The organism is Pandoraea cepalis, assembly GCF_902459665.1.
Classification (GTDB): Bacteria; Pseudomonadota; Gammaproteobacteria; order Burkholderiales; family Burkholderiaceae; genus Pandoraea; species Pandoraea cepalis.
In genome coordinates, this window is record NZ_CABPSL010000011.1 from 131502 (window position 1) to 157178 (window position 25677).

Here is a 25677-nt window from a genome sequence, read left to right on the forward strand (position 1 = left end):
CATGAAACTCGAATCGTACTGGCTCGACACCATTGCACGCTTTACCGGTACCCAGGAGGGTCCGGTGGAGGGTCGCGCCGACGTGGTGGTGATCGGCGCGGGCTTCACGGGACTGTCCGCTGCGCTGGCGCTGAGCCAGCGCGGTGCAACGGTCACCGTGCTCGATGCGGGCGCTGTCGGCGCGGGGGCATCCGGTCGCAACGGCGGCCACTGCAACACCGGCGTGGCGCAGGACTACGTCGCGCTCACGGCGCAACTCGGTGCCGAGCGTGCGCGGGCCTGCTATCGCGCCTATGCGGCGGCCGTCGACACCGTGGAACGTGTGATCCGGGAGGAAGGCATCGACTGCGACTACAGCCGTCGCGGCAAACTGAAGCTGGCCGCCAAGCCTCACCATATGGCGCATCTGGCGGCGACCGCCGAGTTGATCGCGCGCGATGTCGATCCCGACGTTCAACTGATCGACCGCGCCGGCATCGGCGCCGAAATCGCCTCGGACGCCTTCCACGGCGGCCTGCTGCAACGCCATGGCGGACAGATGCACATGGGCAAGTTTGCGGCAGGTCTGGCGTCGGCAGCCGTCCGTCACGGCGCTCGCCTCTACGAACATGCGCCGGTGACACAGATTGCGCGTCAGGGCGACGGGACGTATCGGGTCAAATCGGATCGCGGCGAGGTGGTCGCCACGCAAGTCCTCGTCGCCACCGGCCCGTCCCGTCATGGCCCATTCGGTTGGTATCGCCGGCGCATGGCACCGGTCGGTTCGTTCATCATCGTGACCGAGCCGCTGGGCGCCGCAACGCTCGACCAGCTCCTGCCGAACCGCCGCGCCTACGTCACCAGCCGCCTGATGCACAACTACTTCCGCACCACCCCGGATCACCGGCTCGTACTCGGCGGGCGAGCCCGCTTCACCGCGTCGGAGCAACCTTCGGACGAGCGCAGCGGACGCATATTGCGCGCCAACCTCGCCACGCTGTTCCCGTCGCTCGCGCAGGCACGCATCGACTATTGCTGGGGTGGACTGGTCGACATTACCGCCGACAGGCTGCCGCGCGCCGGGCAGCACGACGGCATCTATTACTCCATGGGTTACAGCGGTCATGGCACGCAGATGGCCACGCACATGGGGCAAATCATGGCCGATGTGATGAACGGCCGCGTCGAGGCCAACCCCTGGCGTGAATTCGACTGGCCCGCGATCCCGGGACACACCGGCAAACCGTGGTTCCTGCCGCTTGTCGGCGCGTATTTCCGCATCAAAGACATTTTCTATTGATTGACCCGGCGCGCAATCGCCGATGAAGGCTGGCAGTCCTGATCCCTCGGCAACCCCACAAGTGGAGATGTGCAATGAATTCAGATAAAACGGTCAACGGTGTCGACCTGAGCGCAGCACCGGACGAGAACCTGAGTCAGCGCGGCGCGCAGCGCCGGGATCTGCTGCGCGCGATGGCCGCCAGCGGGCTGCTGACCCTGACCGGCACGGGCCTGCTGAGTGTGAGCGGTCAGGCCTTTGCCCAGACGCCGAAGCGCGGCGGCAAGATTCGCGTCGCCACGCAATCGGCGTCGGCCGCCGATACGCTCGATCCGGCCAAGGGCGCGCTCGCTACCGACTACGTCCGTGCCAACATGATCTACAACGGGTTGACCGAACTGGATTCGAAGCTTGGCGCCCAGCTTGCGCTCGCTCAGTCGATCGATACGAAGGACGCCAAGGTCTGGGTGATCAAACTGCGCAGCGGCGTGCAATTCCACGACGGCAAGCCCCTGACGCCGGCCGACGTCACGTATTCGATCCTGCGGCACAAGGACCCCGCGACCGCGTCCAAGGCGAAAACGCTGGCCGACCAAATCAAGGAAGCGAAGGCGACCGGGCCCAACGAGGTGACCATCACGCTCGAAGGCCCGAACGCCGACCTGCCGGTGATTCTCGCCACCTCGCACTTCCTCATCATCAAGGACGGCACCAAGGACTTCACGACGGCCGTGGGTACGGGACCGTTCAAGGTGAAAGAGTTCTCGCCAGGGGTACGCACCGTCGGGGTGCGCAACGAGAAGTATTGGAAGTCCGGACAGCCTTATCTCGACGAGATCGAGCTGATCGGCATCGGCGACGAATCGGCCCGCGTGAACGCCCTGCTCTCCGGCGACGTCCAGTTGATCAACGCCGTGAGTGCGCGCTCGACCGAGCGTATCAAGACCACACCGGGATACACGGTGCTCGAAACCAAGACGGGGCAATACACCGACCTGATCATGCGTGACGAGGGCGGCATCACCGGCAACACGGATTTCCGCCGGGGCATGATGCATCTGTTCGACCGCGAGCAGATCCGGAAGACCGTATTCCGCGGCTTTGGTGCGATCGGCAACGACCAGCCCATCGACCCGAGCAACAAGTACTACATGGCCGGACTGCCGCAACGGACCTACGACCCCGAGAAGGCGGCCTGGTACTTCAAAAAGGCCAACCTGCCCACGGCGCCGCTTCAGGTCTACGCCACGCCCGCCGCCGAAGGGTCGGTCGAAATGGCGATGATGCTTCAGCAAATCGGCCCGAAGGCCGGCCTGAATCTGCAGATCACCCGCGTACCGGCCGATGGCTATTGGTCGAACCACTGGATGAAGCACCCGCTCACTTTCGGTTCGGTGAATGCTCGCCCGAGCGCCGACGTACTGCTCACACAGTTCTTCCGCTCGGATGCCCCGTGGAACGAAGCGAACTGGAAGAACCCCAAGTTCGATCAGTTGCTCCTTGCCGCACGTGGCGAACCCGACGATGCGAAACGCAAGGCGCTCTATGGCGACATTCAGACGCTGATTCACCAGGACGGCGGCATCGGCATTCCCATGTTCCTCTCGTCACTCGACGCCCACACCACCAAGCTCAAGGGATTGGGGTCGATCCCGCTGGCCGGTCTCATGGGCTTCGCCTTCGCGGAACATGTCTGGCTCGACGCCTGAGATTGACCGAGCGCTGCAGCAGTAAGCGGGCGATGCGCGCCGCCAGGCACGGCGCGCATCAGTCTGACACCGTCGTTTCCCCACGAACGGCGTCGTATAACGGGAGAGGTTTCCGATGAAATCCCAGGTGCAACGACTTATCGCGGCGCGCTTCGGCCTGGCCTTGCTGACACTGGTGCTGGTGTCCGCAATCGTATTCACGATCACGGCCCTGCTGCCGGGCGATGCCGCCCAGATGGCGCTCGGTCAGGCCGCGACCCCCGAAGCCGTCACCGCGCTGCGTCACCAGCTCGGCCTCGATCAGCCTGCGGTGACCCGCTACTTCCAGTGGCTCGTTCACATGAGCGCGGGCAACTTCGGCGAATCGATGTCGAACAATCTGCCGGTCGCGCAACTCATCGCCAGCCGTCTGCCCAACTCGCTCGTTCTCGCTGCCCTGACCACGCTCGTCTCGGTGCCGCTGGCGCTGGCCATCGGCATCGCCGCCGCCATGTGGCGCGGCTCGCTGCTCGATCGGGTCCTCAATATCCTGACGCTCTCGGCGGTGGCCGTGCCGGAATTTCTGGTCGCCACCATCGCCGTGCTGATCTTCGCCGTCAAGCTGCGCTGGCTGCCGGCACTGTCGTATTTGTCGTCCGTCAATTCGTTCGACGATCTGGTTCGGATCTACGCCATGCCGGTCATGACCCTGTGCTGCGTGATCGTGGCCCAGATGGCGCGAATGACACGCGCCGCGGTGATCGATCAGTTGAGTTCGTCATACGTGGAGATGGCCATCCTCAAGGGGGCGTCGCCCATGCGCGTCGTCTGGCGACACGTGCTTCCGAACGCCATCGGCCCAATCGCCAACGTGGTCGCCCTGAGCCTGTCGTATCTGTTCGGCGGCGTGGTGATCGTCGAGACGATCTTCAATTACCCGGGCCTCGCCAGTTTGCTGGTCGACGCCGTCACCAACCGCGATCTGCCGCTCGTACAAGGCTGCGTCATGGTGTTCTGCGCGGCCTATCTCTTGCTCGTGTTGATCGCCGATCTGTGTGCGGTCGTCTCCAATCCGAGGCTGCGTCAACGATGAATCCGATTTCTCGCCCACCTGTCAGCCCCGCGGAAACCCTGCCGCCCGCCCTGCCCGCCCCTGCGGCGCCCGACACCGTCACCTCGCCTGCGGCCTCTCGATCGAGCCGCTTCGCCGGTCTGCGCGAACGCGTCTCCTGGCTTGGCATGATTGGTGCGGCGCTGGTGCTGTTCTGGCTGGTCATCGCCTGCATCGGCCCGCTGATCGCGCCGCATCCGGGCGGCGCCTTCACGTCGGCCGATGTCTTCGCGAGCTACAGCGCAGCGTATCCGCTCGGTACCGACTACCTCGGGCGCGACATACTCAGCCGAATTCTTATCGGCACGCGCTTTACCGTCGGCATCGCCCTGGCGGCCGCCGTGCTCGCCAGCACGGCGGGCACCTGCTTCGGCCTGTGTGCGGCGGTCGCGCCGCGCTGGGTGGACGAGGTGCTCTCGCGCGTGTTCGATGCGCTGGTGTCCATCCCGAGCAAAGTGCTGGCGCTCGTCGTCATCGCGGCGTTCGGCTCCGGCAACACGCTCCTGATTCTGGTCACCGCGTTTGCCTATATTCCGGGCGCATTTCGTATCTCGCGTTCGCTGGCGGTAAATCTCATGACGCTCGAATACGTGCAGGTCGCCCGCGCTCGCGGTGAAAAGCTGCTCTACATCGCCCGCGTGGAAGTACTGCCGAACATGATTCATCCGATGCTGGCCGACTTCGGGCTGCGCTTCGTGTTCATCGTGCTGCTGCTCTCCGGCCTGTCGTTTCTCGGCCTCGGCGTGCAACCGCCAAACGCCGATTGGGGCTCGCTGGTCCGCGAAAACATCGGCGGCCTGGCCGAAGGCTCTCCCGCCGTGCTCATGCCGGCCCTGGCGATCGCCTCGCTGACCATCGGGGTGAACCTGCTGATCGACAATCTTCGCCGGCGCGGTGCGTTCGGCACCGGAGCACCGAAATGACGATGCAGCCCCCAGCAGGCACCTCGTGCCCACCCGTGATGATCGACGTTCGCGGTCTGCGCGTCGTGGCCCGCAGCCGAGGGGTCACCACGGAGATCGTACGCGGCGTAGATTTTTCGGTGCGGCGAGGCGAAGTCCTCGCACTCATCGGTGAATCCGGTTCCGGCAAAACGACCATCGCGCTGTCCTTGTTAGGGTATGCCCGCAACGGCTGCGACATCGCGGGGGGGCAGATCCGGATCGGCGACGTCGACGTACTCTCGCTCGACGACCGGGGTCGGCGTGCGCTTCGTGCTCGCACGGTCGCCTACGTGGCGCAAAGCGCCTCGGCGGGCTTCAACCCGGCACGCACGATCATGGATCAGGTGATCGAACCCGCCCTGCTTCATAAAACCGCCACGGCGGCGCAAGCGCGCGTGAAGGCCGTCGAGTTGTTCAGGGCGCTGGCGTTGCCGTCACCGCAGACCATTGGCGAGCGGTATCCGCACCAGGTCTCGGGTGGGCAGTTGCAACGATTGATGGCCGCCATGGCGCTGATCACCGATCCGGCCGTGGTGGTGTTCGATGAGCCGACCACCGCGCTCGACGTCACGACCCAGATCGAAGTCCTCGCCGCGTTCAAGAAGGTGATTCGCGAGTTGGGCACCACGGCGGTGTATGTCTCGCACGATCTCGCCGTCGTGGCGCAGATGGCCGATCAGATCGTCGTGCTCAACGGCGGCACGGTCCGCGAGATCGGTGCGACCGCGAAAATACTGCGCAGCCCCGACGATGCCTACACCCGCGAGTTGCTCGCCGCACGCCGCCACGACGATCTGTCGGTCGCAAGCGCGGCACGCAGCGACACGCCCGCCCCGCCGCTGCTCGAAATTCGCGGGCTGCACGCGGGATACGGCAGTCGCGACCGGCATGGCCTGCCGGCGACGCGCGTGCTCGACGATGTCAGTCTTCGCATCGCCAAAGGCAGCGCGCTGGGCGTGATCGGCGAATCGGGTTCCGGAAAAACGACGTTGGCCCGCGTGGTCGCGGGCCTGGTACCCCGCGCGCGCGGCGAAGTATGGTTCGACGGCCAGCCGCTGCCCGATTCGTTGAGCGAGCGCAACGCCGAGCACTATCGTCGCATCCAGATCGTCTTCCAGAACGCCGACACTGCGCTGAATCCGAGTCACACCATCGCCGACATTCTGGCGCGTCCGCTCAAGCTGTACCACGGCCTGCGCGGCAACGCCGCGAAGCAGCGAACGTTGGCGTTGCTCGACCGGGTCCGGCTGCCGGCCACGCTGCTCGATCGCACACCGGGCGGCTTGTCCGGCGGGCAGAAGCAGCGCGTGAATCTGGCGCGCGCGCTGGCGGCCGAGCCGTCGCTGATCCTTTGCGACGAAGTCACCTCGGCGCTCGACACGGTCGTGGGCGCCGCGATCATCGATCTGCTCGCGGAACTTCGCCGGGAACTGGGGCTGTCCTATCTCTTCATCAGCCACGATATTTCGACGGTGCGGGCGATCTGCGACGAAGTGATGGTGTTGTATGCGGGCCAGCGAGTGGAATCGGGGGCGCGCGAAGTCCTGAGCTCGCCTCCCTGGCATCCGTATACCCGGATGCTCGTCGAGTCGGTACCGGACTTGCGTCAGGGCTGGCTCGACGAGCGTCGCGCGTGCGTCACGAAGCCCCTCCCGCCCTTGGCAGCCAGCGCCGACGTGGCGGAATTGTGCGCGTTTCGCGATCGCTGCCCGGTGCGTATCGACGGCAAGTGCAACGTAACGCCCCCGTCGCTCAAATGGCTCGATAACGGTGCCGCCATTCTTTGCCACCATGCGAGCGGCGACCTCGATGCGCTGCAGGTTGCGCATCGCATGCCACGCGAACCGGAGCTGAGCGCATGAGCCCCTCGCGAGATCCCTCGCAAGCACGCTTCGTGCGCGTTGCCGAGACCGGGCGCGCGACGGTGTCCTTGCGCGTCGATGCCCGTCCCGTGCAAGCCTACGAAGGCGATACCGTCATGGTCGCCATTCTGACGACGCAGGGCGGCCTTCGGGATGCCGAATTCGGCCCCGAGCGCCGCGCCGGCTTCTGCGTCATGGGCGCATGCCAGGACTGCTGGGTCTGGACCCGTACCGGGCAACGGTTACGCGCCTGCACCACGCCCGTAAAGGCCGGCATGGACATCGTCACACGGCTCGTTCGCGGGGACGACGACACCGCTCCCATGCGCGCGACGACCGGCGGCGAGGAGGCACTATGGCCGCTCGCGTGATCGTCATCGGCGCCGGCCCGGCCGGGGTCCGTGCGGCCGAAGCGCTGGTCGAGGCGGGTGTGCGGCCGCTCGTGATCGACGAAGGACGCCGCGACGGCGGCCAGATCTATCGCCGTCAGCCGGAGGGCTTTCGCCGCACCTACGCTGCCCTTTACGGTACGGAAGCCGCACGCGCCCAGCGCCTGCACCATCGCTTCGACGCGCTGCGTCCCCACATCGACTATCGGCCGGAAACGCTGGTATGGAATATCCGAGAAGGCGTCGTCCATCTGGCCAATGCGCAAGGCGCGAGCCATGCCCCCTTCGACGCGCTGATCGTATGCACCGGCGCCACCGACCGGCTCATGCCGGTTCCGGGTTGGCAGTATGCCGGCACCTACAGTCTCGGCGGTGCCCAGGTCGCCCTCAAGTCGCAGGGTTGCGCCGTCGGCGAGCGAACGGTCATGCTTGGCACCGGACCGCTGCTGTATCTGCTCGCCGCCCAGTACGTAAAGGCCGGCGTGACGCCCGCCGCCGTGCTGGATACCGCTCCCGCGCGTGCGCGCCTGCGCGCATTGCCGCAATTGCTGGTCAAACCGGCCGTTCTGCTCAAGGGCGCGGCCCTGCTGCGCACGCTGCGCGCGGCAGGCGTACCGATACATCGTGGCGTCACGCCGGTACGCATCGACGGCGATGAGGAGCTGGGCGTGCGCGGCGTACACGTGCGATTGGCCGACGGCACGGCGCTCGACGTGCCGGCCAACGCCGTCGCGATGGGCTTTCACCTGCGCCCCGAAACGCAGATCGCCGATCTCGCCGGTTGCGCATTTGCCTTCGACGACGCCGCGGGGCAGTGGCTTCCCGAGATTGACGAAGACGGGCGCAGCAGTGTCCCGGGCGTCTACCTTGCGGGAGATGGCGCCCGCGTACGCGGCGCCGATGCCGCCGAGCACGCAGGGCGGCTTGCCGCGCTGGCCGCGTTGCGCGACGCAGGCGTCGAACCGAAACACGACGACGCCGCGCGACTGCGTGCCGAACTAGCTCGCTTCTCTCGCTTTGCGGCCGGGCTGCGTGCGGCATTTCCCTGGCCAGCCCACCATGCGCGGCAATTGCCCGACACGACGGTGGTCTGCCGCTGCGAGGGCATCACGGCCGGAGAATTGCGCCGCGTTTGCACGCAGGACGGCGCCGTGGAGGCCAATCGGGCGAAGGCGTTCTCGCGTGTCGGCATGGGGCGATGCCAGGGCCGTTTTTGCGCGCACGCGGGGGCAGAGGTGATGGCCGCCGCGCTGGCAGTGCCATTGGCCGACGTCGGCCGGCTGCGCGGTCAGGCACCGGTCAAGCCGCTCGCGGTCGCGCTCGACCCCGCGCCGTACGCAGACGTCACCGTCGCAACACAAGACAACGCGGCGAGCGCAGCGCCCCGCAGCATGGAGCTTTCATGAGCACGCATGCTTCGCACACGGCACATGCCGACGTCATCGTAATCGGTGGCGGCATCATGGGCTGCAGTACCGCCTACTTCCTGCGCCGGCACGGGTTATCCGTGGTGCTTATTGAGCGCAACATGACCGGGCAGCAAGCCAGCGGCACCAACTTCGGCGGCGTACGCAGGCAAGGTCGGGCGCTGCCACAGTTGGCCATGTCCAATCGCGCGTTGCGGATATGGCGAGCTTCCCGCGAACTGCTCGGCAGCGACGTCGAGTTTCTGCCCTCCGGGCACACGCGCGTGGCCTACCACGCGCACGATGCCGAGTATTTCGACGACTATGCCCGGCAGGCGCGCGACTATGGGCTCGACCTCGAGGTGCTGCACGGTGCAGCGATGCGCCGCCGCTTTCCGTTTCTCGGACCGGACGTGCTCGCCGCCTCGATCTCGCCGCTCGACGGGCACGCCAACCCACGCCTGGCCGCGCCCGCTTTCGCGCGCGCGGCGCGCGCACTAGGGGCCGACATTCGGGAAAATGCGTCCGTACGCCGGGTCGAGCGAACCGCGACGGGGTTTCGCGTCGAGACCGTCGCCGGCGAGTCCTTTGTGGCCGAACGCCTCGCCATTTGCGCAGGCGCATGGACGAATGCGTTGGCATCGCAGTTCGGCGAATCCGCGCCGCTGACCGTGCGCGGTCCGCAAATGGCCGTCACCGAACCGGTGCCCTACGTGTTTCGCTCGTCGATGGGCGTCTACACATCGATCAAGGAAGAGAGCATCTATTTCCGGCAGATCCCCCGCGGCAATCTCATTCTGGGCGGGGGCCCGCCGGGTCCGGCCGACGCGGCAACGTCGCGCGCTGCCGTATTGCCCGAGAACACGCTCGGTCAGTTGCGGCAGTTCAGGCGGCTGGTGCCGGGCGTCGCGCCGCTGCACATCATTCGCGTCTGGAGCGGCGTCGAGAGCTATCTGCCCGACGGCGAGCCCGTCATCGGCAAAAGCGGCACGACCGACGGACTCTATTACGCGTTTGGGTTCAGCGGCTCCGGCTTTCAGATCGGCCCAGGCGTGGGCGAGACGCTGGCGGAACTGATTGCCACCGGCCGCTCGGAGATTGATCTGCAACCGTTCCGGATCCAGCGCTTCGACGCTCCCGGGCCAAGTTCGCCGGCATCGGCGCCGATCATGGCGCAAGGCGGCCCGCCCTCCCCCACGGTAACCTCGTCATGAACGCGACCTCACCTTCGTGCTCGTCGGCCCCAAGGGCTGTGGCGTATCGCAAACCCGCGCCGACCGGCACGCTCGACGACGCACGCGCCTTCATGGAATCTCATTTCAACGAAGCGCTCTCCGTACCGCAGTTGGCCGAGATGTGTGCGCTGTCGGTGTCGCGTTTCGCCACGGCGTTTCGACAGCGATTCGGCGAGGCCCCCCATCGCTATCTATGCAGCGTGCGCGTTGCCGCTGCGCAGCGACTCCTGCTCGCGGGGGTGCCGGGCTCGCACGTGGCCACCGATGTCGGGTTCTTCGACCAGAGTCATCTGGCACGCCACTTCAAGCGCCTGTGTGGCGAGACCCCGAGTGAGTTCGTTCAGCGGCATCGAACTCACGAACGGCACCGCCCACGCGTGAGGTGGGCGGACACGTCCCTGCCTTTAGGGTGAAGCCGGCGGCGGCGCCGCCGCCCCCGTCACCGGCGCCACCGCAACGGCCGGCGCAGCGGATGTCGCTGCGGTCCGACCCCGACCCAGGCCGGCGCGGCGTCGGCCGCTCCAGCGCTCGCTTCGCGCTCCGCCGCTTCCTCATCCTTCTCGACGGTCTTGCTCGTGTCGATGAACAGTGCCGCAATCACGCCCACCCCGAGCAACGCGGCCGAGATCGCGAACGGCACGTTGTAGCTGCCGGTCGTCTCGATGAGATACCCGAACGCCACCGGCGAAATCATGCCGGCAAGGCCGAAGCCGGTGTTCATCATTCCGCCCGCCGTGCCCGCATATTTGCCCGCAATGTCGAGCGGCAGCGTCCAGAGCACCGGGTTGGTGATTTCGAGGAAGAAGAACGATGCCGAGAGCAGCAGCACCGCCACCATCGGATCGGACACCCTCGTCATCGGCAACAGGAACGCCAGCGAACCGCCCATGCCGACCACCATCACCGATACCCGCGCGAGGCGCAGCCGGCCGGTCATCTTGTACAGCTTGTCCGAGACCACGCCACCGAGCGTGTCGCCAATGACCCCGGCGAGCAACGGCAGCGACGTGAACAACGCGAGTTGCTTGAGATCGAAGCCCTGCGATTCACGCAGATAGGAAGGCATCCACGTGAGGTACACCCACAGCAGCCAGCCATAGCAGAAGTCCACGAACGTCACCAGCCACATGCGACGCACGAGCTTGCGCCACGGCGTCGACGCACGTTTCGCCCGTTCGCAATCGCCCGCGCGGTAGCCGATCTCGGCCGTCTCCTCGGGCGTGATGCGACGATGTTGCTCCGGCGTGTTGGTAAACACCTTCATGTAGAGCATCGTCCAGGCGAGGCTCACCACCCCGAGCACGATGAACGCCTCGCGCCAGCCAAACGCCACGACGATCGCCAGCACCACGGGCGGCGTGATGGCGCCCCCCAGGCGTGCGAAGCTGTGCGTGATGCCCTGCGCGAAACCGCGTTCGCTGACCGGCATCCAGTACGTGAAGGCGCGCGTGGCCGTCGGAAACGCGCCGCCCTCGCCCACGCCCAGCACGAAGCGCAACGCCACCAGCGTCGCGATGCTGCCGGCAAACCCGGTGGCCAGCGTTGCGGCGCCCCAGATCAGCGAGAGCACCGTGAGCACCAGCTTCGGCCCGAAACGGTCAGCGAGCCACCCGCCAAAGATCTGCATCGCGGCATACGGATAGGCGAACGCGGAAAACACGAGTCCGAGTTGCACCGTCGTCAGCCCCATCTCCTGTCGGATGAACGGGCCGGCGACGGCGATGTTGACACGATCGATGTACGAGATGAAATACATCAGGCACATGACCGCCAGGATGATGTGGCGCGTCTTCACGCGACCGGTGCGCTTGTCCATGTTGTCTCCTATGTATTTACGTCACACGCGTCTTGCGCATGCGATCGTGTCCTGCACAGTGAAGCGGGTTGCCCTCGCCGGCGTTGGGCCCCGGGGGCCTTGAGCGTTCTGCCTTGCGCTGTCGGGCGTTAGCTTTTCAGCAGCTTGAGGCGTTGCACCTTGCCCGACGGGCCACGGGGCAAATCCGTCACGAAACGAAATTCCTTTGGCGTCTTGTAGCGCCCCAGCGTTTGCAGGCAGTGTTCGCGAAGCGCCCCCGCATCGGGCGGCGCGCAGTCGCGGCCGTTGGTGTCACTGCATCGCTCGCGGACCACGACGAACGCCACGATGTCCTGTCCATACGCGGGATCCGGTACCCCCACCGCAGCCGCCTCCAGCACACCCGGATGGCGCATGAGGGCTTCGTCGATCTCGCGCGGTGCAATGTTTTCGCCGCCCTTGATGATCAATTCCTTGGCACGTCCGGTGATATAGAAATACCCGTCGCTGTCGCAGTAGCCAAGGTCGCCGGTACGCAGCCAACCATCGGCCGTGAAGGTGGCCGAAGTCTCGTCCGGGCGCTTGTAGTAACCGCACATGACCTGTGCGCCGCGCAACACCAGTTCGCCGGTCTCGCCGGGGGCCGTCTGTGCGCCATCGCGCCGGATCACCTTCGCCTCGCCGCCCGACGGCAAGCCGATGCTGCCCACCCGTCGCCGGGTCGCGTCGAGCGGATTGCTGAACACTGGGGCCGCCGTCTCGGTCATGCCCATCGTCTCGATGATGCCGATACCGAAGCGCGCCTCGAAGGCTCGATGGTGATCCGCCGGTAGCGCCGCCGAGGCACTTCGGCAAAATCGCAGCGCCGCCAGCGCGGTACGTTCCGGCACCTCTCCCTCGAGCAGATAGGCCACGATGGTCGGCACCACGTTGATCCACGAGCATTGCGCGGCCGTTACGTCGCGCCAGAACGTGCGCGCCGAAAAGCGCGGCGCCATCGCGACCGAGCCGCCGTGAAACAGCGGCGCGAGCAGTGTGACCACGAGTCCGTTGATGTGATAGAGCGGCAGCGACGCGAGCACACGGTCGTCCGGCGTCAGACAATGTTCCGCGCTGATGAACCCCGCGTTGGCCAGCAGGTTCCCGTGCGTGAGCATCACCCCTTTCGGCACGCCTGTCGTGCCCGACGTGTACATGAGCAACGCGACGCCGTGCATCTCCGCCGGTACTGGCGCGGCAAGTTGCGTCAGCGGGGGAATCTCGGGCAACGTTGTCGCCTCGGGCGAAGTGCAGACAAGCGCCACCGGTCGCGTCATGCCTTGCGTGCGCAACGCGTCCACCGCTTGCGCGATGGCGGGCAGCATCGCCTCGGACACGAAGATCAGCCGTGTGTCCGAGTGCTCTACGATGTACTCCATCTGCGCAGGCTGGCACAGCAGGTTGATGGGGTTGACGATCAGCCCGCTGTACATCGCCGCGAGAATCAAACGCGCCGTCTGCAGGCCGTTGCCCATGCAGACGGACACAATGTCCCCCTGGCGCAGTCCTGCGTCGGCAAATCGCCGGGCGAGTTCGCGGCAATCGTCGCGCAAGCCGGTAAAGGTGAGCGTGGCCGCGTCGTCGCCCGTCTCGGGGGTCGTCAGCAGGTAGGTCTTTGGGCCGAACGCTTCCGCTTGGGTGTCGATGAGCTCGCGCAGCGTGCGCGGCGTCATCTGGGTTTCGTGGGCCGTGACGTCGGCAACCGACGCCGGATTCATGGGCGCGTTCATCGTCCGACGCTCCCGAAATAGTCGCCCAGCAAATCGTCGACGTCGGGCACGGCCGCCGCGATGGGGAACGCCACGCGTGTCACGTTCAGGTACTGGCGAAAGCCGAGGTTGTCGGTGAAATTGTTCTTCCCCCAGGTGCCGCAGCCCATTGACAACGAGAACGGCAGGCCGTTGTCGAAATTTCCACCCGTGGCGAAGCAATGCGCCTGATTGACGATCACGCGTGCGACCGGCAACGTCTCGGCCAACGTCACCGCCTGCGCCGGGTCCGACCCATGCAGTCCGACGGAATGGCCCGCGCCCATGTAGGCGTAGATCCGCTCGACGAGCGATGCCGCCTCGGCGAAGTTCCCGGCGCGGTAGACCGTGAGTACCGGCGAGAGTTTTTCGCCCGAGAACGGATGATCGGCGCCCACGCCCGACTCCTCGACCATCAGGAACGCCGGTTGCTGTGCCGCCACGTCGTCGAGCCCGGCCAACTGCGCGATCGTTTGCGCCGCTTTCGCCGTGCAGCCGCCCGCCAGCTTGCCCTCCACCCACATGACGTCCTGAAGTGCACGCTTCTGGCTGGCGGTCAGCAGCACGCCGCCGGCGGCACGCAGCGCGTCGATCATGGCGTCGTAGACCGGGCTTTCGATCACCACACTGTTCTCCGACGAACAGCTCGTCGCGTTATCGAAGGTCTTGGAGCGCGCAATTTTGCCCGCCGCATCGGTCAAATCGGCGCTGGTCGTCACGATCGACGCCACGTTACCCGCGCCGACGCCGAACGCCGGCGTGCCGCTCGTATAGGCCATGCGCACGTTCGCCTGCGAGCCGGTGGCGACGATCAGGTCCGCCTGACGCATCAGCGCCGCCGTGGCGGTCTTCGTAATCGGCGCAGGCAGCATCTGCACGAGGTCCGGCGACAGTCCGGCCTTGGCGAGTTCGGCGTGAATGAATTCGAGCAATAACGCGCACGCCGAATGTCCCTTGGGCGACGGCGCGACGATCACCGCATTGCCACACTTGAGCGCGTTGACGATTTTGTTCGCCGGGGTCGCCGCGGGGTTGGTGGATGGCGTGATGGCCGCGACGACGCCCACCGGACGCGCAATTTCCACGATGCCCTTCTCCGTGTCCCGCGCGATGACGCCATGCGTCTTGCGCCCGTGCAGATCGCGCAGCAGGCCGAGTGTCTTGCGGAAGTTTTTCTGGAACTTGTCGTCGACGTTGCCGAGTCCGGTGTCGCGCACCGCGAGTTCGGCCAGCTGGCGGTTGCGCGACGGCTCCATGATCGCCCACGCCGCCGCACTGGCTGCCATGTCGAGCGTTTGTTGCCCCGCGCTCGCGAAGTCGCGCTGCGCCGCGTGCGCGCGGGCGACGAGTGCCGCGACCTGGGCGTCGACGTCCTGCTGCGCAAGCGCGTCGGCGCGGGTGCCGGTGGGAGGAACGATGGCTCCGAAGGCCCGTGAATTCATGTGATGTCTCCTGATGCGCAAGGCGCCGGTTGTTGCTTGGTTTCGCGACTCCAATCTAGCCAACCGGGTTGCGTCGCAGGTCTCAAATTCCCGGACAAACCGGACACATTGGACAGGTGTATCGGTCGTCTCGATATTCGGGACCGAAGCGGTCCGCAAAAGTGATGAAAACGATGCAAAATCACGTTAAACAGCGCAGCCGGAATGAAGGCGTCGCAGGTGCGGCGAGTCGGAACCCGTCGCATCGGCAGACCAGGACTGCGCGAGGCATGGCATCAGGAGACAACATGACGGCATCGAATCAATCGAACGCAGCCGCGGTGCGGGCATTCCGCGTGCTCGAGACACTGGCGACGGCTGGCGGGCCGCTCTCGATGATGGATCTCGTCAACGCGCTGGATTTGCCGAAGCAGACGGTGCATCGCATCCTCACCCAGCTCAAGGACGCCTGGCTCATCACGCGCAGCGCCAACGACCGCCGCTACGAATGCTCGCCGCGCGTTCGTGCGCTGGCGATCAACGTGCTGATGCAGACCGGCGCCGCCGCCGCGCGGCATGGCTTGCTCGAGCAACTGGTCACGCGTATCGGCGAGACGTGCAACCTCACGATGCTCTCGGGCAACGACGTGATTTATGTGGATCGTGTGGAGACGGAATGGCCGCTGCGCATGCACCTGCAACCGGGTTCGCACGTGCCGATGCACTGCTCGGCCAGCGGCAAGCTGTTACTGAGTTTTCTGCCGAAGGAACGGCGCGAACGGCTGATCGAAACCCTGCCGCTGCGCAAATTCTCGGAGCAGACGTTGACCGACCGCGGTGAATTTCGCACTGAACTCGAGCGCACGCGCCGGCGCAAGATGGGCATCAACAATCAGGAACACTTGCAGGGCTTGATTGCGATTGCGGTGCCGGTCATGCTCAACCGCAATCGCGCCTGCGCGGCCATCGCGGTACAGGCGCCCATCGGGCGGCTGACGCTCGACGATCTCCTCGCCTTCGAGCCGGAGCTGAGATTCGCCGCCGAGGAGACGGCGAAAACCTTCAAGAACTGAGTGACGCGGTGCGTGACGATGTGCCATGCACCAGACGTTCGAACAGGTCGACGCCGCCCATCTGCCCGCCTTTGAGCAATATCTCCATGCCGTCGAGCGCTGGCGCATCGCTGCGAAGCCGGCACAGGGGCGCCCCCGGCGACACCATGCCCGCGTAAGCCAGCCCCCAGGCATCGAGCGCGCGCGCACCGTGACTCGACGTGTCGCCGCCGGCAATCGCCATGCGGGAGATGGGCACCTCGTCCAACACCTGCCTGAGCAGGCGCCCGCCCGCTTGCGCCAATGCCAGCGCAGGGACCGCCCGATCCTGCGTCGACGGGTGGGGCGATGATTCAGTCGACGCGTCGGTGAACGGCACGGTGCAGGCGAGCGTGTGGCGTCCGGCGCGAAGGTGCGTGGCCAGTTGCGCGGCGGCCTCGCGGCAGTAGCGTCCATCCGGCTCGATCAGTCGTGCGGCGTCGAGGCGCACGACCTCGAACGACACAGCGGCCGTCACCTGGGCCGCCGTCACCGGCGACAGGCTTCCCGCCAGCACCAGCACTGGACCCTTCGCCGCCGGGACATCGTCATCCACCGCCTCGCCGCTTCGCGACATCGCGCTCGCCAGCGCCTGCGTCACGCTGCTCGGCCCTACGGCCAGCAGCGGTGAGCGCCGCGCCGCGCCCCAGAGCTGCGCGCCGATCTGCGGCAAGTCGCCCTGCCGGGCCACGTCCCAGAGCACGTTGACCACCCCCTCGGCCCGCAACGCGTCGACACGCGCCGACACCGCATTCGTCGAAGCGGTCGCCCCAACGTCGTCCCCCGGCGGAGTGTCGTAGCATGTCCAAGGCACGAGGCCGATATCGTTCAGACCCTGCTGCGCCAGATGACGCCGCAGATCGGCTTCATGCATCGGCGTCACCGGATGACGGCTCATCGTCGGATGCCGGTCGATGCGCACGACTTCACCGCCCACGCCGGCCGCAGCGAAGAGATTGCCGAAGAGGCAGTAGCGGCCAAGATTGGGTTGTCCCCCGACGATCGCGACCCATGGGCTCGGCATCGACGACGACAACACACGCACGGCCTCGCCGATGCTTCCGACCTCCGGCGCGCTATCGAACGTCGAGCAGGTCTTGTAATGCAGCACCGTGGGTTGCAAGTGCCGGGCCAGCGCCGCAATCGGCGCCAGCTCTTCACGCATGCGGGCTGGCGCGAGCGAGCGCGACACGCCGGCGATTCCCAGGCAATCGAGTGGCCCGAGCGTCGCGAGACGCGCCGCATCCGGGGGCGCGAACAGCAGAATGCTGCGCAAGCCTGCGCGTGCCGCGCTCGCCAGGGTATCCGTCGCACCGGTGAAGTCATCGCCGTAATAAAGCAGTTGGGGGCGATGCGTCATATCCGCCGGAGATTCGATAGGCATGGCAGCACCGGTCAATGGCCGAAAAATCGCAACGCGGCCGCCAGCGCGGGCGCATCGCGAGACGCCGCTTCAAGCGACTGGCCGGCACGCACCGCCGCCCATGCGTCCCGTAGACTCTGCACCCCCGCCGCCGGGCCATCGGGATGCGCCAGAATGCCGCCACCCGCCATGAAGAGCAGATCGTCGCGGCCGACGGCGCGCCAGGTCGCCGGCACCGTGCCGGCCCATTGCCCCGACGAGAACGCCGGCATCACCTGGTCCCGCGCGATGTCCTGCTCGGCAGCATCGACGGCCAGCGGCGCATAGCAGTCGTGCGCCGACTCGATCACCTCCTCGTCGCCCTGCGCGAACTTGCCTTGCAGGCCATGCACATGCATGTGATCGACACCGGCCAATCGCCAGAGCGTTTGATAGGCCTGAAAGCCCATCCCCAGCATCGGATCGCGTGAGATCGCACCGTAGCCGTTTCGATGCGCGTGGATTGCCAGATCGGTGTGACGGCGCAGCGTCTGCACGGCAGAGAATCCGCACCAGTTCAGGCTCACCATGACGCAATTGCCGCCTTCGCGCGTCACGAGATCGGCATGCCGTCGCATTGCATCCGTTTCGTCGGTGATGTTGAAAGCCACCATCACCTGCTTGCCGGTGCGCGCCCGATGCTCGCGCACGGCGGCCATCACCGCGGGCACCCGCTGCGCGAGCGGTGCGTGCACGGGGTTGGCACACACTTCGTCATCCTTGATGAAGTCGACGCCCGCCGCGCACAGCCGCGCGACCAGCGCCGCCGTTTCCGCGGCGCTCATGCCGACGTTCGGCTTGAGGATCGTGCCGACCAGCGCGCCTTCGCGCACGCCCGTCGCCTCGCGCGTACCTGCGATGCCATAGCGCGGAAAGTCGAACTGCTGTCGGTAACTCGCCGGCAACGCGATGCGCTCCAGCCGCATGCCCGTCACTTCGCCAAGGTCATACAGATTGCCCGCAAGCGTGGCCGCGAGCGTTGGCAGATTGACGCCGACGTTGTCATACGGAAACGCTATCCGAACACGGGCCCGATGCCACGGGCCACGGATGCCCTTGCGCTCGAGAAAGGCGTTCGGCAACGACGGCTGCGCCACGTCGCCTGCGAGGTCGACCGCTTCGACCACGGCACGCGCGCGCTCACGCAGTGCATCGGTCTCGCCGACCACGCGGGTAAATGTGCCGCAGGACTGCTCGCCGGCCATGACTTCGGCGACCTTGCGCGGATCGAGCGGCGTCTCGATCAGATAGGTGGCAGACAGGGTCGCGCTCATAGCGTCGTGAGGTCCGGAAAGGCGCGCACGGGATCGGTGCCGTCCCAGGCGGCCGCAGCCTCGCGAATCATCGTGAAGAGCTTGCCCTTCGGGCCGGCGACTTCGGACAGCTCGATGGTCGTCCCGGGATGACAGCCGGGGTCGGCGCTGCGATCCTCGAAGTAAACGAAGCGGCCGTTCTCGCCCACCTCGCCGCTCATGCAGACTTCGAACCCCGCGTCGCGCGCGCGCGCCAGATCGGCGTCGAAGTCCTCGGTCCAGTACGCCACGTGCTGCGCGCCGCTGCGCCCGGCGTTGAGGAAGTCGCGGTACATCGACGGCACGTCGTTGCGGATCTGCAGCAACTCGATCTGCAACCCGCCCGCGTTCGCCAGCGCCACGGCGTTGTGCGGTTCGAAGCGCTCGCCGCGGTAGGTGTAGTTGCGGATCGGCACCTTGGGGTTGTAGTACCACGGCCCGACACCGAGCACGTTCGACCAATAGGTCATTGCCGCCTCGATGTCCGGCACAAGGTATGCCACCTGGCGAATCTCGCCGAAGAATCTGCTCATGGTCTTCTCTGTAATCGTCTGTTGCGTAAGGTACGGATGGGCGGCGCCACGCGAGGCGAATCGATCGCGCCCGCCGCCATCCTTGAATGTGGTGATGCATACCACCGCATGGGGCACTTGCCGCGCCGTGGTGTCGTCGGTGTCGCCGGTGTCTGCGGCTTCGTCAATGAAGGAAGCCGATCGAGATCCAGGGAATCGCAGCCACGCAGATCAAACCGACGATGAGCGCCACGAGATAGCCCCAGATCGCCCGCATGCCCTTCGCGGGATCGACCTTGCCGATGGCACAGGCGGCGTAGTACCCCACGCCGAAAGGCGGTGCGAACAGACCCAGGCCCATCGAGAGCACCACGATCATCGCGTAATGCACCTCGTGCACGCCGACCGCGCGGGCGATTGGAAACATCAGCGGTCCGAACAGCACGATGGCCGGAATGCCCTCGAGCACGCTGCCCAGCACGATGAACGCGACGATGGACACCACGATGAAACCCGCACTTCCACCGGGCACGCGTTCCATCGCGGCCGCGAAGTCCTGCGCGAAGCCCGATTGCGTGAGTCCCCACGCCATGCCGGTCGCCGCACCAATGATGAAGATGATCGCGCCCGACAAGGCCGCCGTCTCGATCAGCATCGGCAGCAGCCGCCGCGCGTCGAACCTGCGATAGAGCAGCAGGCCCGCCACGACCGAATAAGCGATGCCGATGGTCGATACCTCGGTGGCCGTCGCAATGCCCTCGACGACCGCCGCACGAATCACGAACGGCAGCGCCACCGCCGGCAACGCGTACACGAAGGCGCGCCACACGTCGCCCTTCCTGGCCTTCTCCACACCGGACAGATCCTCATGGCGATAACGCCACCACACCACGCTGCACAGCGCAATGCCGAGCACCACGCCCGGCAGCAAGCCCCCGGTAAACAGCGCCGAAATCGACACCCCGGTCACCGACCCGATGGTGATCAGCACGATCGAGGGCGGAATGGTCTCGGTCTGTGCGCCCGTCGTCGAGAGCAACGCCACGAGATCGCCGGGATCCGCCCCGCGCTTCTTCATCTCGGGGAACAGCACGGGCGCGATGGCCGCCATATCGGCCGCCTTGGAGCCGGAGATGCCCGACACCAGGTACATCCCGCCGATGAGCACATAGCTCAGGCCGCCACGCACATGACCGAGCAGGCTTGCGAGAAACTGCACCATCGCCCGCGCCATGCCCGTCATCTCGATCAGCAACCCGAGGAAGACGAACAGCGGCACCGCCAGCAGGATCAGGTGCGACATGCCCTCATCCATCCGGCCCACGAGCACGACCATCGGCGTGTGCGTCGTCAGCGCGAGAAAGCCGAAGGTCGCCAGGGCGAACGAGAACGCGATCGGCACGCCCGCGAACACGCACGCCCCGACGACACCCGCGAAGAAGATGACCAGATTCCAGCGCCCGAGCGGCGCCAGCACCGGTCCGAGCAGCCAGAAGCCGACGCACACCACGCCCACCAGCGCTACAGCCTGGATCACCCGCGCGGCGGCCGCGGTGCGCAGCAGTCGCAATACGCTCACCACGAGCATCAAGGCCACGCCGACCGGCAACGCCGCCGCGCGCCAGACGTTGCTGATCTCCATCGCGGGCGTGATCACGAACGCCTCTTCCGACGCGTACTCGTACGCCGGATGCACAATGAGCAGCAGGAACGCGAGCGCGGCAGCGATCGCCAGCACGTCGAGGAATGCTCGCGTCGACGGCGATGCCTTGCCGACGAACGCCGTCATGCGCATATGCTCGCCGCGCCGCAACGCGACCACGGCGCCGAGCATCGACATCCAGAGAAACAGGATGCCGGCGAGTTCGTCACCCCAGACCAGCGGGGCATGGAACACATAGCGGGCGATCACCCCGGCGAGCATCACGAGGATGTCCGCGAGCACGAGCAGTGCCGCGGGAATCTCCGTGAGCCAACCGATGGCGCGATCGAGGCTGCCGACGAACGCCCGCCAGCCATGCAACGGCAGGTCGGCGGCACCGCTCGCCGGCAGCGAGTCCCCGGCGGGTGCGCCGTGCGGGGAATGCGCAGGACGGGGGGTCATCTCAGGCCACCTTGCCAGCCGTCGCTTCGAGAAGCGCCCACGCTTCCGGGCCGAATTTCTTCTTCCACTCGGCGTAGTAGCCCGACTTCTGCAACTGGGCGCGGAACGTCTCCGGCGCGGCGGCATTGAACGCGAGTCCCTTGCTCGAGAGCGCGTTCTGCAGGCCCGTGTTGAGCTTGTAGACGTCTTCGCGCTGCTGGATCGCCGCCTCGTTGAAGGCCCGCGCGGCGATGACCTTGAGGTCGTCCGGCAGCGCGCGCCACGAACGGCCATTCACTACGAGGTGATAGCCGTCCCAGCTATGGTTCGTGACCGAGCAGAACTTCTGCACTTCGTAGAGCTTCGCCGTCTCCACGATGGCGAGCGGGTTCTCCTGCGCGTCGACAACGTGCGTCTGCAGTGCGGAATAGACCTCGCTGAACTGAAGGCTCGTCGGCGACGCCTGAAGCGACTTGAACAGCGAAATGCCCATCGGGCTGACGGGCACACGAATCTTCATGCCGGCAAGATCGGTCGCCTTCGTGATGGGCTTGTTGCCGCTCGTGATCTGACGGAAGCCGTTGTCCCACATCTTCTCAAAGGTGTAGAGCCCCGTCTTCGCGAAGGTCTCGCGAATGCTGTTGCCGAGCTTGCCGTCTACCGCGTGCCACACCTGGTCGTAGTTGGAGAACGCAAAGCCGACCGCCGTAATGGCACTGATCGGCGCGAGCGTCGCAATCACCATCGTGCCGGCGTTGAAAATGTCAATACCGCCGTTGCGCACTTGCGCGAGCATGTCGGTGTCGCCGCCGAGCTGATTGTTCGGGAAGATGCGCAGTTCCATGCGCCCCTTGCTCTCCGAAGCGATGCGCGCCGCGACCTCCTGCGCCCGCACGTTCAGCGGATGGCTGACCGGCAGATTGTTGCCGTACTTGAACACGTATGCCGGCGCCGCGGCACGCGCCATGCGCGGCAGCGCGCCCGTCACACCGGCAACGCCCGCGACACCCAGTGCGGGCAAGGCGGAAAGCGCACGCAAAATGTTGCGTCGGCCCTGAGAAGTTGAATCGGTCATCCGCATGTCTCCTGATTTATGGTTTTTACACAAGCGTCGGCGCGGCGGTCAGCGCGACGGCGCGAAATCCCGACACCCCGCTCGCCGATTGATCCGCCCGGCGGCGTGGCGTCAGTTGCAGCGAACGTGCATGCCGCCGTCGACGAGCAATTCCACGCCGTTGATGTAGCGCGCCTCGTCCGAGGCCAGAAATACGGCCGCATTCGCCACATCCCAACCATCCCCCATGCGACCGGTCGGGGACAGACGGTTGCGCGCCTCCACCATCGCCTGCGCGCTCGGGTAAAAGCCGGAAATTTGTTGATAGATGTGCGGCGTGTCCATCACGCCCGGCAGAATGCAGTTCGCCCGGATGCCCTTGGCCGCATACTGCAATGCCACGCTCTGCGTGAGCGAATTCACCGCGCCCTTCGATGCGGCGTAGGCGCAATACGCATAGCCGGTCCAGCGCACGCCGCCGAGCGCGCCGATGTTCACGATCGCGCCGCTGCCCTGGGCTTCCATGAGCGGCAGCACGGCCTTGCACGTGAGGAACATGCTCTTGACGTTGACCGTCATCACGCGATCCCAGACGTCCTCGGTGGTTTCCACGGGCCCGCCCTGGGAGGTAATGCCGACGTTGTTGTGCAGGATATCGACGCGGCCGTAGGTCTCGATGGCGGCCGCCACGGCACGCTGCACGTCGTCCCAGCGCGTAACATCGGCGGCCAGCGCAACGGCGTCGTTGCCTTCGTCGGCGATGACACGGCATGTGACGTCGGCCGCGCCCTGCGCGCGGTCCACGGCCACCACCCTGGCGCCGCTGCGAGCATAGGCCACGGCGGCCGCCTTGCCGTTGCCCCACCCGTCGCCGACCGATCCCGCGCCGAACACCAACGCCACGCGTCCCGCCAACCGACGCGGCGCCGACTCACCGACTGCTGCCATCACAATGTCTCCTGTGCATTCGCGTACCGGCCTGGCGGTACGTTCGTGGATGTCTTGAAGACGTACGATAGGTCGCAACGCCATGATCGACCAACTCGGAATCGTGATGTGATTTGATGTGTTTTGATGAAGTATGCTGTGATCGTCGACGCGACGGCACGTGAAGCGAGGCCGCCGCCGCACATCACATTGAGGGGGGAAGCGAATGAGACGAAACATGCCCAATCTGGCCGACATCGCACGTCTGGCGGGCGTTTCCACGGCAACGGTCGATCGCGTGCTGCATCGCCGCGAGGGCGTGCGGCAGACGACCGTGCAGCGTGTGCTGCATGCGGCCGGTGAACTGCAATACCTGCCCGAGCCGGCACTGGAAGCCGTTCGGGCGGTGCCTCCCACGCAGGTGCTGTTCGTTCTGCCCGGTCGCAGCAGCAAGTTCCTTCGCATGCTGGGCGAATGGGTGCAGTGCTCGCAAAACCAATGGGCGCCGTATCACGTGAACTGTCGCGTCCAGTTCATCCAGGGGTTCGATCCGGACGCCCTGTCAGCCGCATTGCTTAGGCGTGGACGCGGGTGCAACGGGGTGGCCTTCATGCCGCTGGAGCATCCCAAGGTGCGCGAGGCAGTCGACACGCTGGCCGACGAGGGCGTGGCGGCCGTGACGTTGGTGTCCGACCTGTCGCACTCGCGGCGCATCGCCTATGTGGGGTTGGACAATGGCTCGGCCGGGCGAACGGCGGCGTATCTGATCGCGCGCTTCGTCGGCGCGAAGCGGCACGCGAAGGTGGCGCTCATCGCGGGCTCGCTCAGCTACAAGGCGCACGTTGAACGCGAGGCGGGGTTTCTGCAGCTCTTCTCAGAGCAATACCCGCAGATGCAGGTCGTCGGGCTTCGCGAAGGCTACGACGACGAAGCGGTCAACTACCGGCAGACGCGGGCACTGCTCGAACAGCATCCGGATCTCGCGGCAATCTACAACATCGGCGGCGGTTCGGAAGGCGTTGGGCAGGCGCTCAAGGAAGCGGGAATGCAACACAAGGTGGTCTTCATCGGGCACGGTCTGACGCCGGATACCCGCGCACTGCTGATCGACGGATCGATGGATGCCGTCATCACGCAAAGCCCGCAAAGCGCCATCATGAACTGCGTGCGCATCTTCGCGAATCTGCGCGAGAAACGCGACCTGTCCGCCGGCATCGAGGCGAATCGCAGCCAGGTGATCTTTCGCGAGAATCTGCCGTAAGCCATCGCGCGGCGGCGAGGCGTTGCTCGCCGTGCCCGCAGCGTTGCGTGAAGCGTACCGGCGCGTCGAACCCGCGAATCCGTCCCCGTGCTCGACACGCCGACCGACCAAAACAAAACACCAGGCTCAGCGATAGCCGTTCGGGTTCTGCATCTGCCAGCGCCAGTGGTCGGCGCACATACGATCGATACCGTATTCGGCTTCCCAGCCGATGAGATCGCGCGCCATCGCGGTCGCCGCGTAGCAGCTACCGATGTCGCCGGCGCGTCGCTCGACGATTTCGTACGGCACCGGCTGGCCGCTCGCGGCTTCGAACGCCTTCACAACCTGCAGCACGGTGTAACCATGTCCGGTGCCCAGGTTGACCGTGAAGCCGCCATCGCGTTGCTTGAGCGCATCGAGTGCGGCCAGATGCCCGCGCGCGAGATCGACCACGTGAATGTAGTCGCGCATGCCCGTGCCGTCCGGCGTCGGCCAGTCGCCGCCGAACACCCGCAGGCGCTGGAGCTTGCCGACCGCCACTTGCGCCACGAACGGCATCAGGTTGTTCGGCACACCTGAGGGATCCTCGCCGATGCGCCCGCTCTCGTGTGCGCCGACCGGATTGAAGTAACGCAACAGCGCGATACGCCAGCTCGGGTCCGCCTTGGCCACGTCGTTCAGGATCGTCTCGGCCATGAGCTTGGTCTGACCGTAGGGATTCGTCGCCGACAGCGGGAACGACTCGTCGATGGGTACCGTTGCCGGATTGCCGTACACGGTCGCCGAAGAGCTGAACACGAGATCCTTGACGCCATGCGACTGCATGGTCTCGACCAGCGTGAGCAGGCTGTCGATGTTGTTGCGATAGTAGGCGAGCGGCATTTCGACCGACTCCCCCACCGCCTTGAGCGCGGCGAAGTGAATGGCGCCGGTAATGCCAAAGCGCGTGAACAGGTCGTCGAGCACGGGCTTCGAGCACGCGTCGCCCTCGATAAAGACCGGGGCGCGCCCGGCAATTTCACCGATGCGCCGCACCGCCTCTCGATGGCTGTTGACCAGATTGTCGAGAATGACCACGTCATAGCCGTGCGCGAGCAGCTCGACACAGGTATGCGAGCCGATGTAACCGGCGCCGCCGGTCACGAGAATGGTTCCGAGTGTATTCATGCTTTGCCCT

General features: G+C 66.1%; 21 protein-coding genes. 11 read left to right on the forward strand and 10 right to left on the reverse strand.

The annotated features are described in order from the left end of the window. The first annotated feature begins 1 nt into the window (after position 1). From PCE31106_RS14990 to PCE31106_RS15030, 9 genes are all read left to right on the forward strand, one after another. Positions 2-1279 (forward strand): NAD(P)/FAD-dependent oxidoreductase, encoded by a 1278-nt coding sequence (locus tag PCE31106_RS14990; protein ID WP_150563800.1) that lies wholly within the window; start codon positions 2-4, stop codon positions 1277-1279. Between the two features lie 74 nt (positions 1280-1353). Next, on the forward strand, positions 1354-2967 hold the full coding sequence (locus PCE31106_RS14995; RefSeq protein ID WP_150563801.1) for an ABC transporter substrate-binding protein: 1614 nt from the start codon (positions 1354-1356) through the stop codon (positions 2965-2967). Positions 2968-3082: 115 nt separating this feature from the next. Then, complete coding sequence (locus PCE31106_RS15000; protein WP_150563802.1) at positions 3083-4039, forward strand: ABC transporter permease; 957 nt, start codon at positions 3083-3085, stop codon at positions 4037-4039. After that, positions 4036-4980 (forward strand): ABC transporter permease, encoded by a 945-nt coding sequence (locus PCE31106_RS15005; RefSeq protein WP_150563803.1) that lies wholly within the window; start codon positions 4036-4038, stop codon positions 4978-4980. Before PCE31106_RS15000 ends, PCE31106_RS15005 begins: the two co-directional genes overlap by 4 nt. Continuing rightward, the gene (locus PCE31106_RS15010) at positions 4977-6863 is read left to right on the forward strand and encodes an ABC transporter ATP-binding protein (RefSeq protein WP_254441072.1); all 1887 of its coding nucleotides are present in this window, start codon (positions 4977-4979) and stop codon (positions 6861-6863) included. Before PCE31106_RS15005 ends, PCE31106_RS15010 begins: the two co-directional genes overlap by 4 nt. Then, on the forward strand, positions 6860-7234 hold the full coding sequence (locus tag PCE31106_RS15015) for a (2Fe-2S)-binding protein (RefSeq protein WP_150563804.1): 375 nt from the start codon (positions 6860-6862) through the stop codon (positions 7232-7234). The genes PCE31106_RS15010 and PCE31106_RS15015 overlap by 4 nt, the downstream gene beginning before the upstream one ends. Then, positions 7219-8658, forward strand: a complete 1440-nt coding sequence (locus tag PCE31106_RS15020) for an FAD/NAD(P)-dependent oxidoreductase (protein WP_150563805.1) — start codon at positions 7219-7221, stop codon at positions 8656-8658. Before PCE31106_RS15015 ends, PCE31106_RS15020 begins: the two co-directional genes overlap by 16 nt. Further along, positions 8655-9872, forward strand: a complete 1218-nt coding sequence (locus PCE31106_RS15025; protein ID WP_150563806.1) for an NAD(P)/FAD-dependent oxidoreductase — start codon at positions 8655-8657, stop codon at positions 9870-9872. Before PCE31106_RS15020 ends, PCE31106_RS15025 begins: the two co-directional genes overlap by 4 nt. A 92-nt stretch (positions 9873-9964) precedes the next feature. Continuing rightward, entirely contained in the window at positions 9965-10306 is a 342-nt protein-coding gene (locus PCE31106_RS15030) for a helix-turn-helix domain-containing protein (protein ID WP_246176629.1), read from the forward strand. 26 nt (positions 10307-10332) lie between these two features. Here PCE31106_RS15030 and PCE31106_RS15035 read toward each other — a convergent pair whose 3' ends face one another. From PCE31106_RS15035 to sauS, 3 genes are all read right to left on the reverse strand, one after another. After that, positions 10333-11709 (reverse strand): MFS transporter, encoded by a 1377-nt coding sequence (locus PCE31106_RS15035; protein ID WP_150563808.1) that lies wholly within the window; start codon positions 11707-11709, stop codon positions 10333-10335. Positions 11710-11837: 128 nt separating this feature from the next. Then, positions 11838-13445 (reverse strand): AMP-binding protein, encoded by a 1608-nt coding sequence (locus PCE31106_RS15040; RefSeq protein WP_437343821.1) that lies wholly within the window; start codon positions 13443-13445, stop codon positions 11838-11840. A gap of 8 nt (positions 13446-13453) precedes the next feature. Further along, a complete protein-coding gene (gene sauS, locus PCE31106_RS15045; protein WP_150563809.1) occupies positions 13454-14917 on the reverse strand; it encodes an acylating sulfoacetaldehyde dehydrogenase in 1464 nt (487 codons plus the stop codon). Positions 14918-15204: 287 nt separating this feature from the next. On the opposite strand from sauS, the gene PCE31106_RS15050 reads away from it, so the two are divergent. Beyond that, on the forward strand, positions 15205-15969 hold the full coding sequence (locus PCE31106_RS15050; RefSeq protein WP_017235448.1) for an IclR family transcriptional regulator: 765 nt from the start codon (positions 15205-15207) through the stop codon (positions 15967-15969). Here PCE31106_RS15050 and PCE31106_RS15055 read toward each other — a convergent pair. The 6 genes from PCE31106_RS15055 to PCE31106_RS15080 form a co-directional block, all read right to left on the reverse strand. Continuing rightward, a complete protein-coding gene (locus tag PCE31106_RS15055) occupies positions 15959-17347 on the reverse strand; it encodes a four-carbon acid sugar kinase family protein (RefSeq protein ID WP_150563834.1) in 1389 nt (462 codons plus the stop codon). The genes PCE31106_RS15050 and PCE31106_RS15055 overlap by 11 nt on opposite strands. 35 nt (positions 17348-17382) lie before the next feature. Further along, positions 17383-18663: a ribulose-bisphosphate carboxylase large subunit family protein gene (locus tag PCE31106_RS15060; protein WP_150563810.1), complete on the reverse strand. Its 1281-nt coding sequence runs from the start codon at positions 18661-18663 to the stop codon at positions 17383-17385. Then, entirely contained in the window at positions 18660-19214 is a 555-nt protein-coding gene (locus tag PCE31106_RS15065) for a VOC family protein (RefSeq protein ID WP_026132269.1), read from the reverse strand. The genes PCE31106_RS15060 and PCE31106_RS15065 overlap by 4 nt, the downstream gene beginning before the upstream one ends. Before the next feature lie 163 nt (positions 19215-19377). After that, positions 19378-21297 carry a TRAP transporter large permease gene (locus PCE31106_RS15070; protein ID WP_150563811.1) on the reverse strand — a complete coding sequence of 640 codons (1920 nt, stop codon included), beginning with the start codon at positions 21295-21297 and terminating at the stop codon, positions 19378-19380. 1 nt (position 21298) lies between these two features. Next, complete coding sequence (locus tag PCE31106_RS15075) at positions 21299-22351, reverse strand: TRAP transporter substrate-binding protein (protein ID WP_017235443.1); 1053 nt, start codon at positions 22349-22351, stop codon at positions 21299-21301. 111 nt (positions 22352-22462) lie between these two features. Next, positions 22463-23278, reverse strand: coding sequence for an SDR family NAD(P)-dependent oxidoreductase (locus tag PCE31106_RS15080; RefSeq protein WP_150563812.1), 816 nt, complete (start codon positions 23276-23278; stop codon positions 22463-22465). 217 nt (positions 23279-23495) lie between these two features. Between PCE31106_RS15080 and PCE31106_RS15085 the strand changes: the two genes are divergently transcribed. Beyond that, positions 23496-24518: a LacI family DNA-binding transcriptional regulator gene (locus tag PCE31106_RS15085; RefSeq protein ID WP_017235441.1), complete on the forward strand. Its 1023-nt coding sequence runs from the start codon at positions 23496-23498 to the stop codon at positions 24516-24518. Positions 24519-24644: 126 nt separating this feature from the next. Here PCE31106_RS15085 and galE read toward each other — a convergent pair whose 3' ends face one another. Further along, a complete protein-coding gene (gene galE / locus PCE31106_RS15090; protein ID WP_150563813.1) occupies positions 24645-25667 on the reverse strand; it encodes a UDP-glucose 4-epimerase GalE in 1023 nt (340 codons plus the stop codon). Positions 25668-25677: the final 10 nt, after the last annotated feature.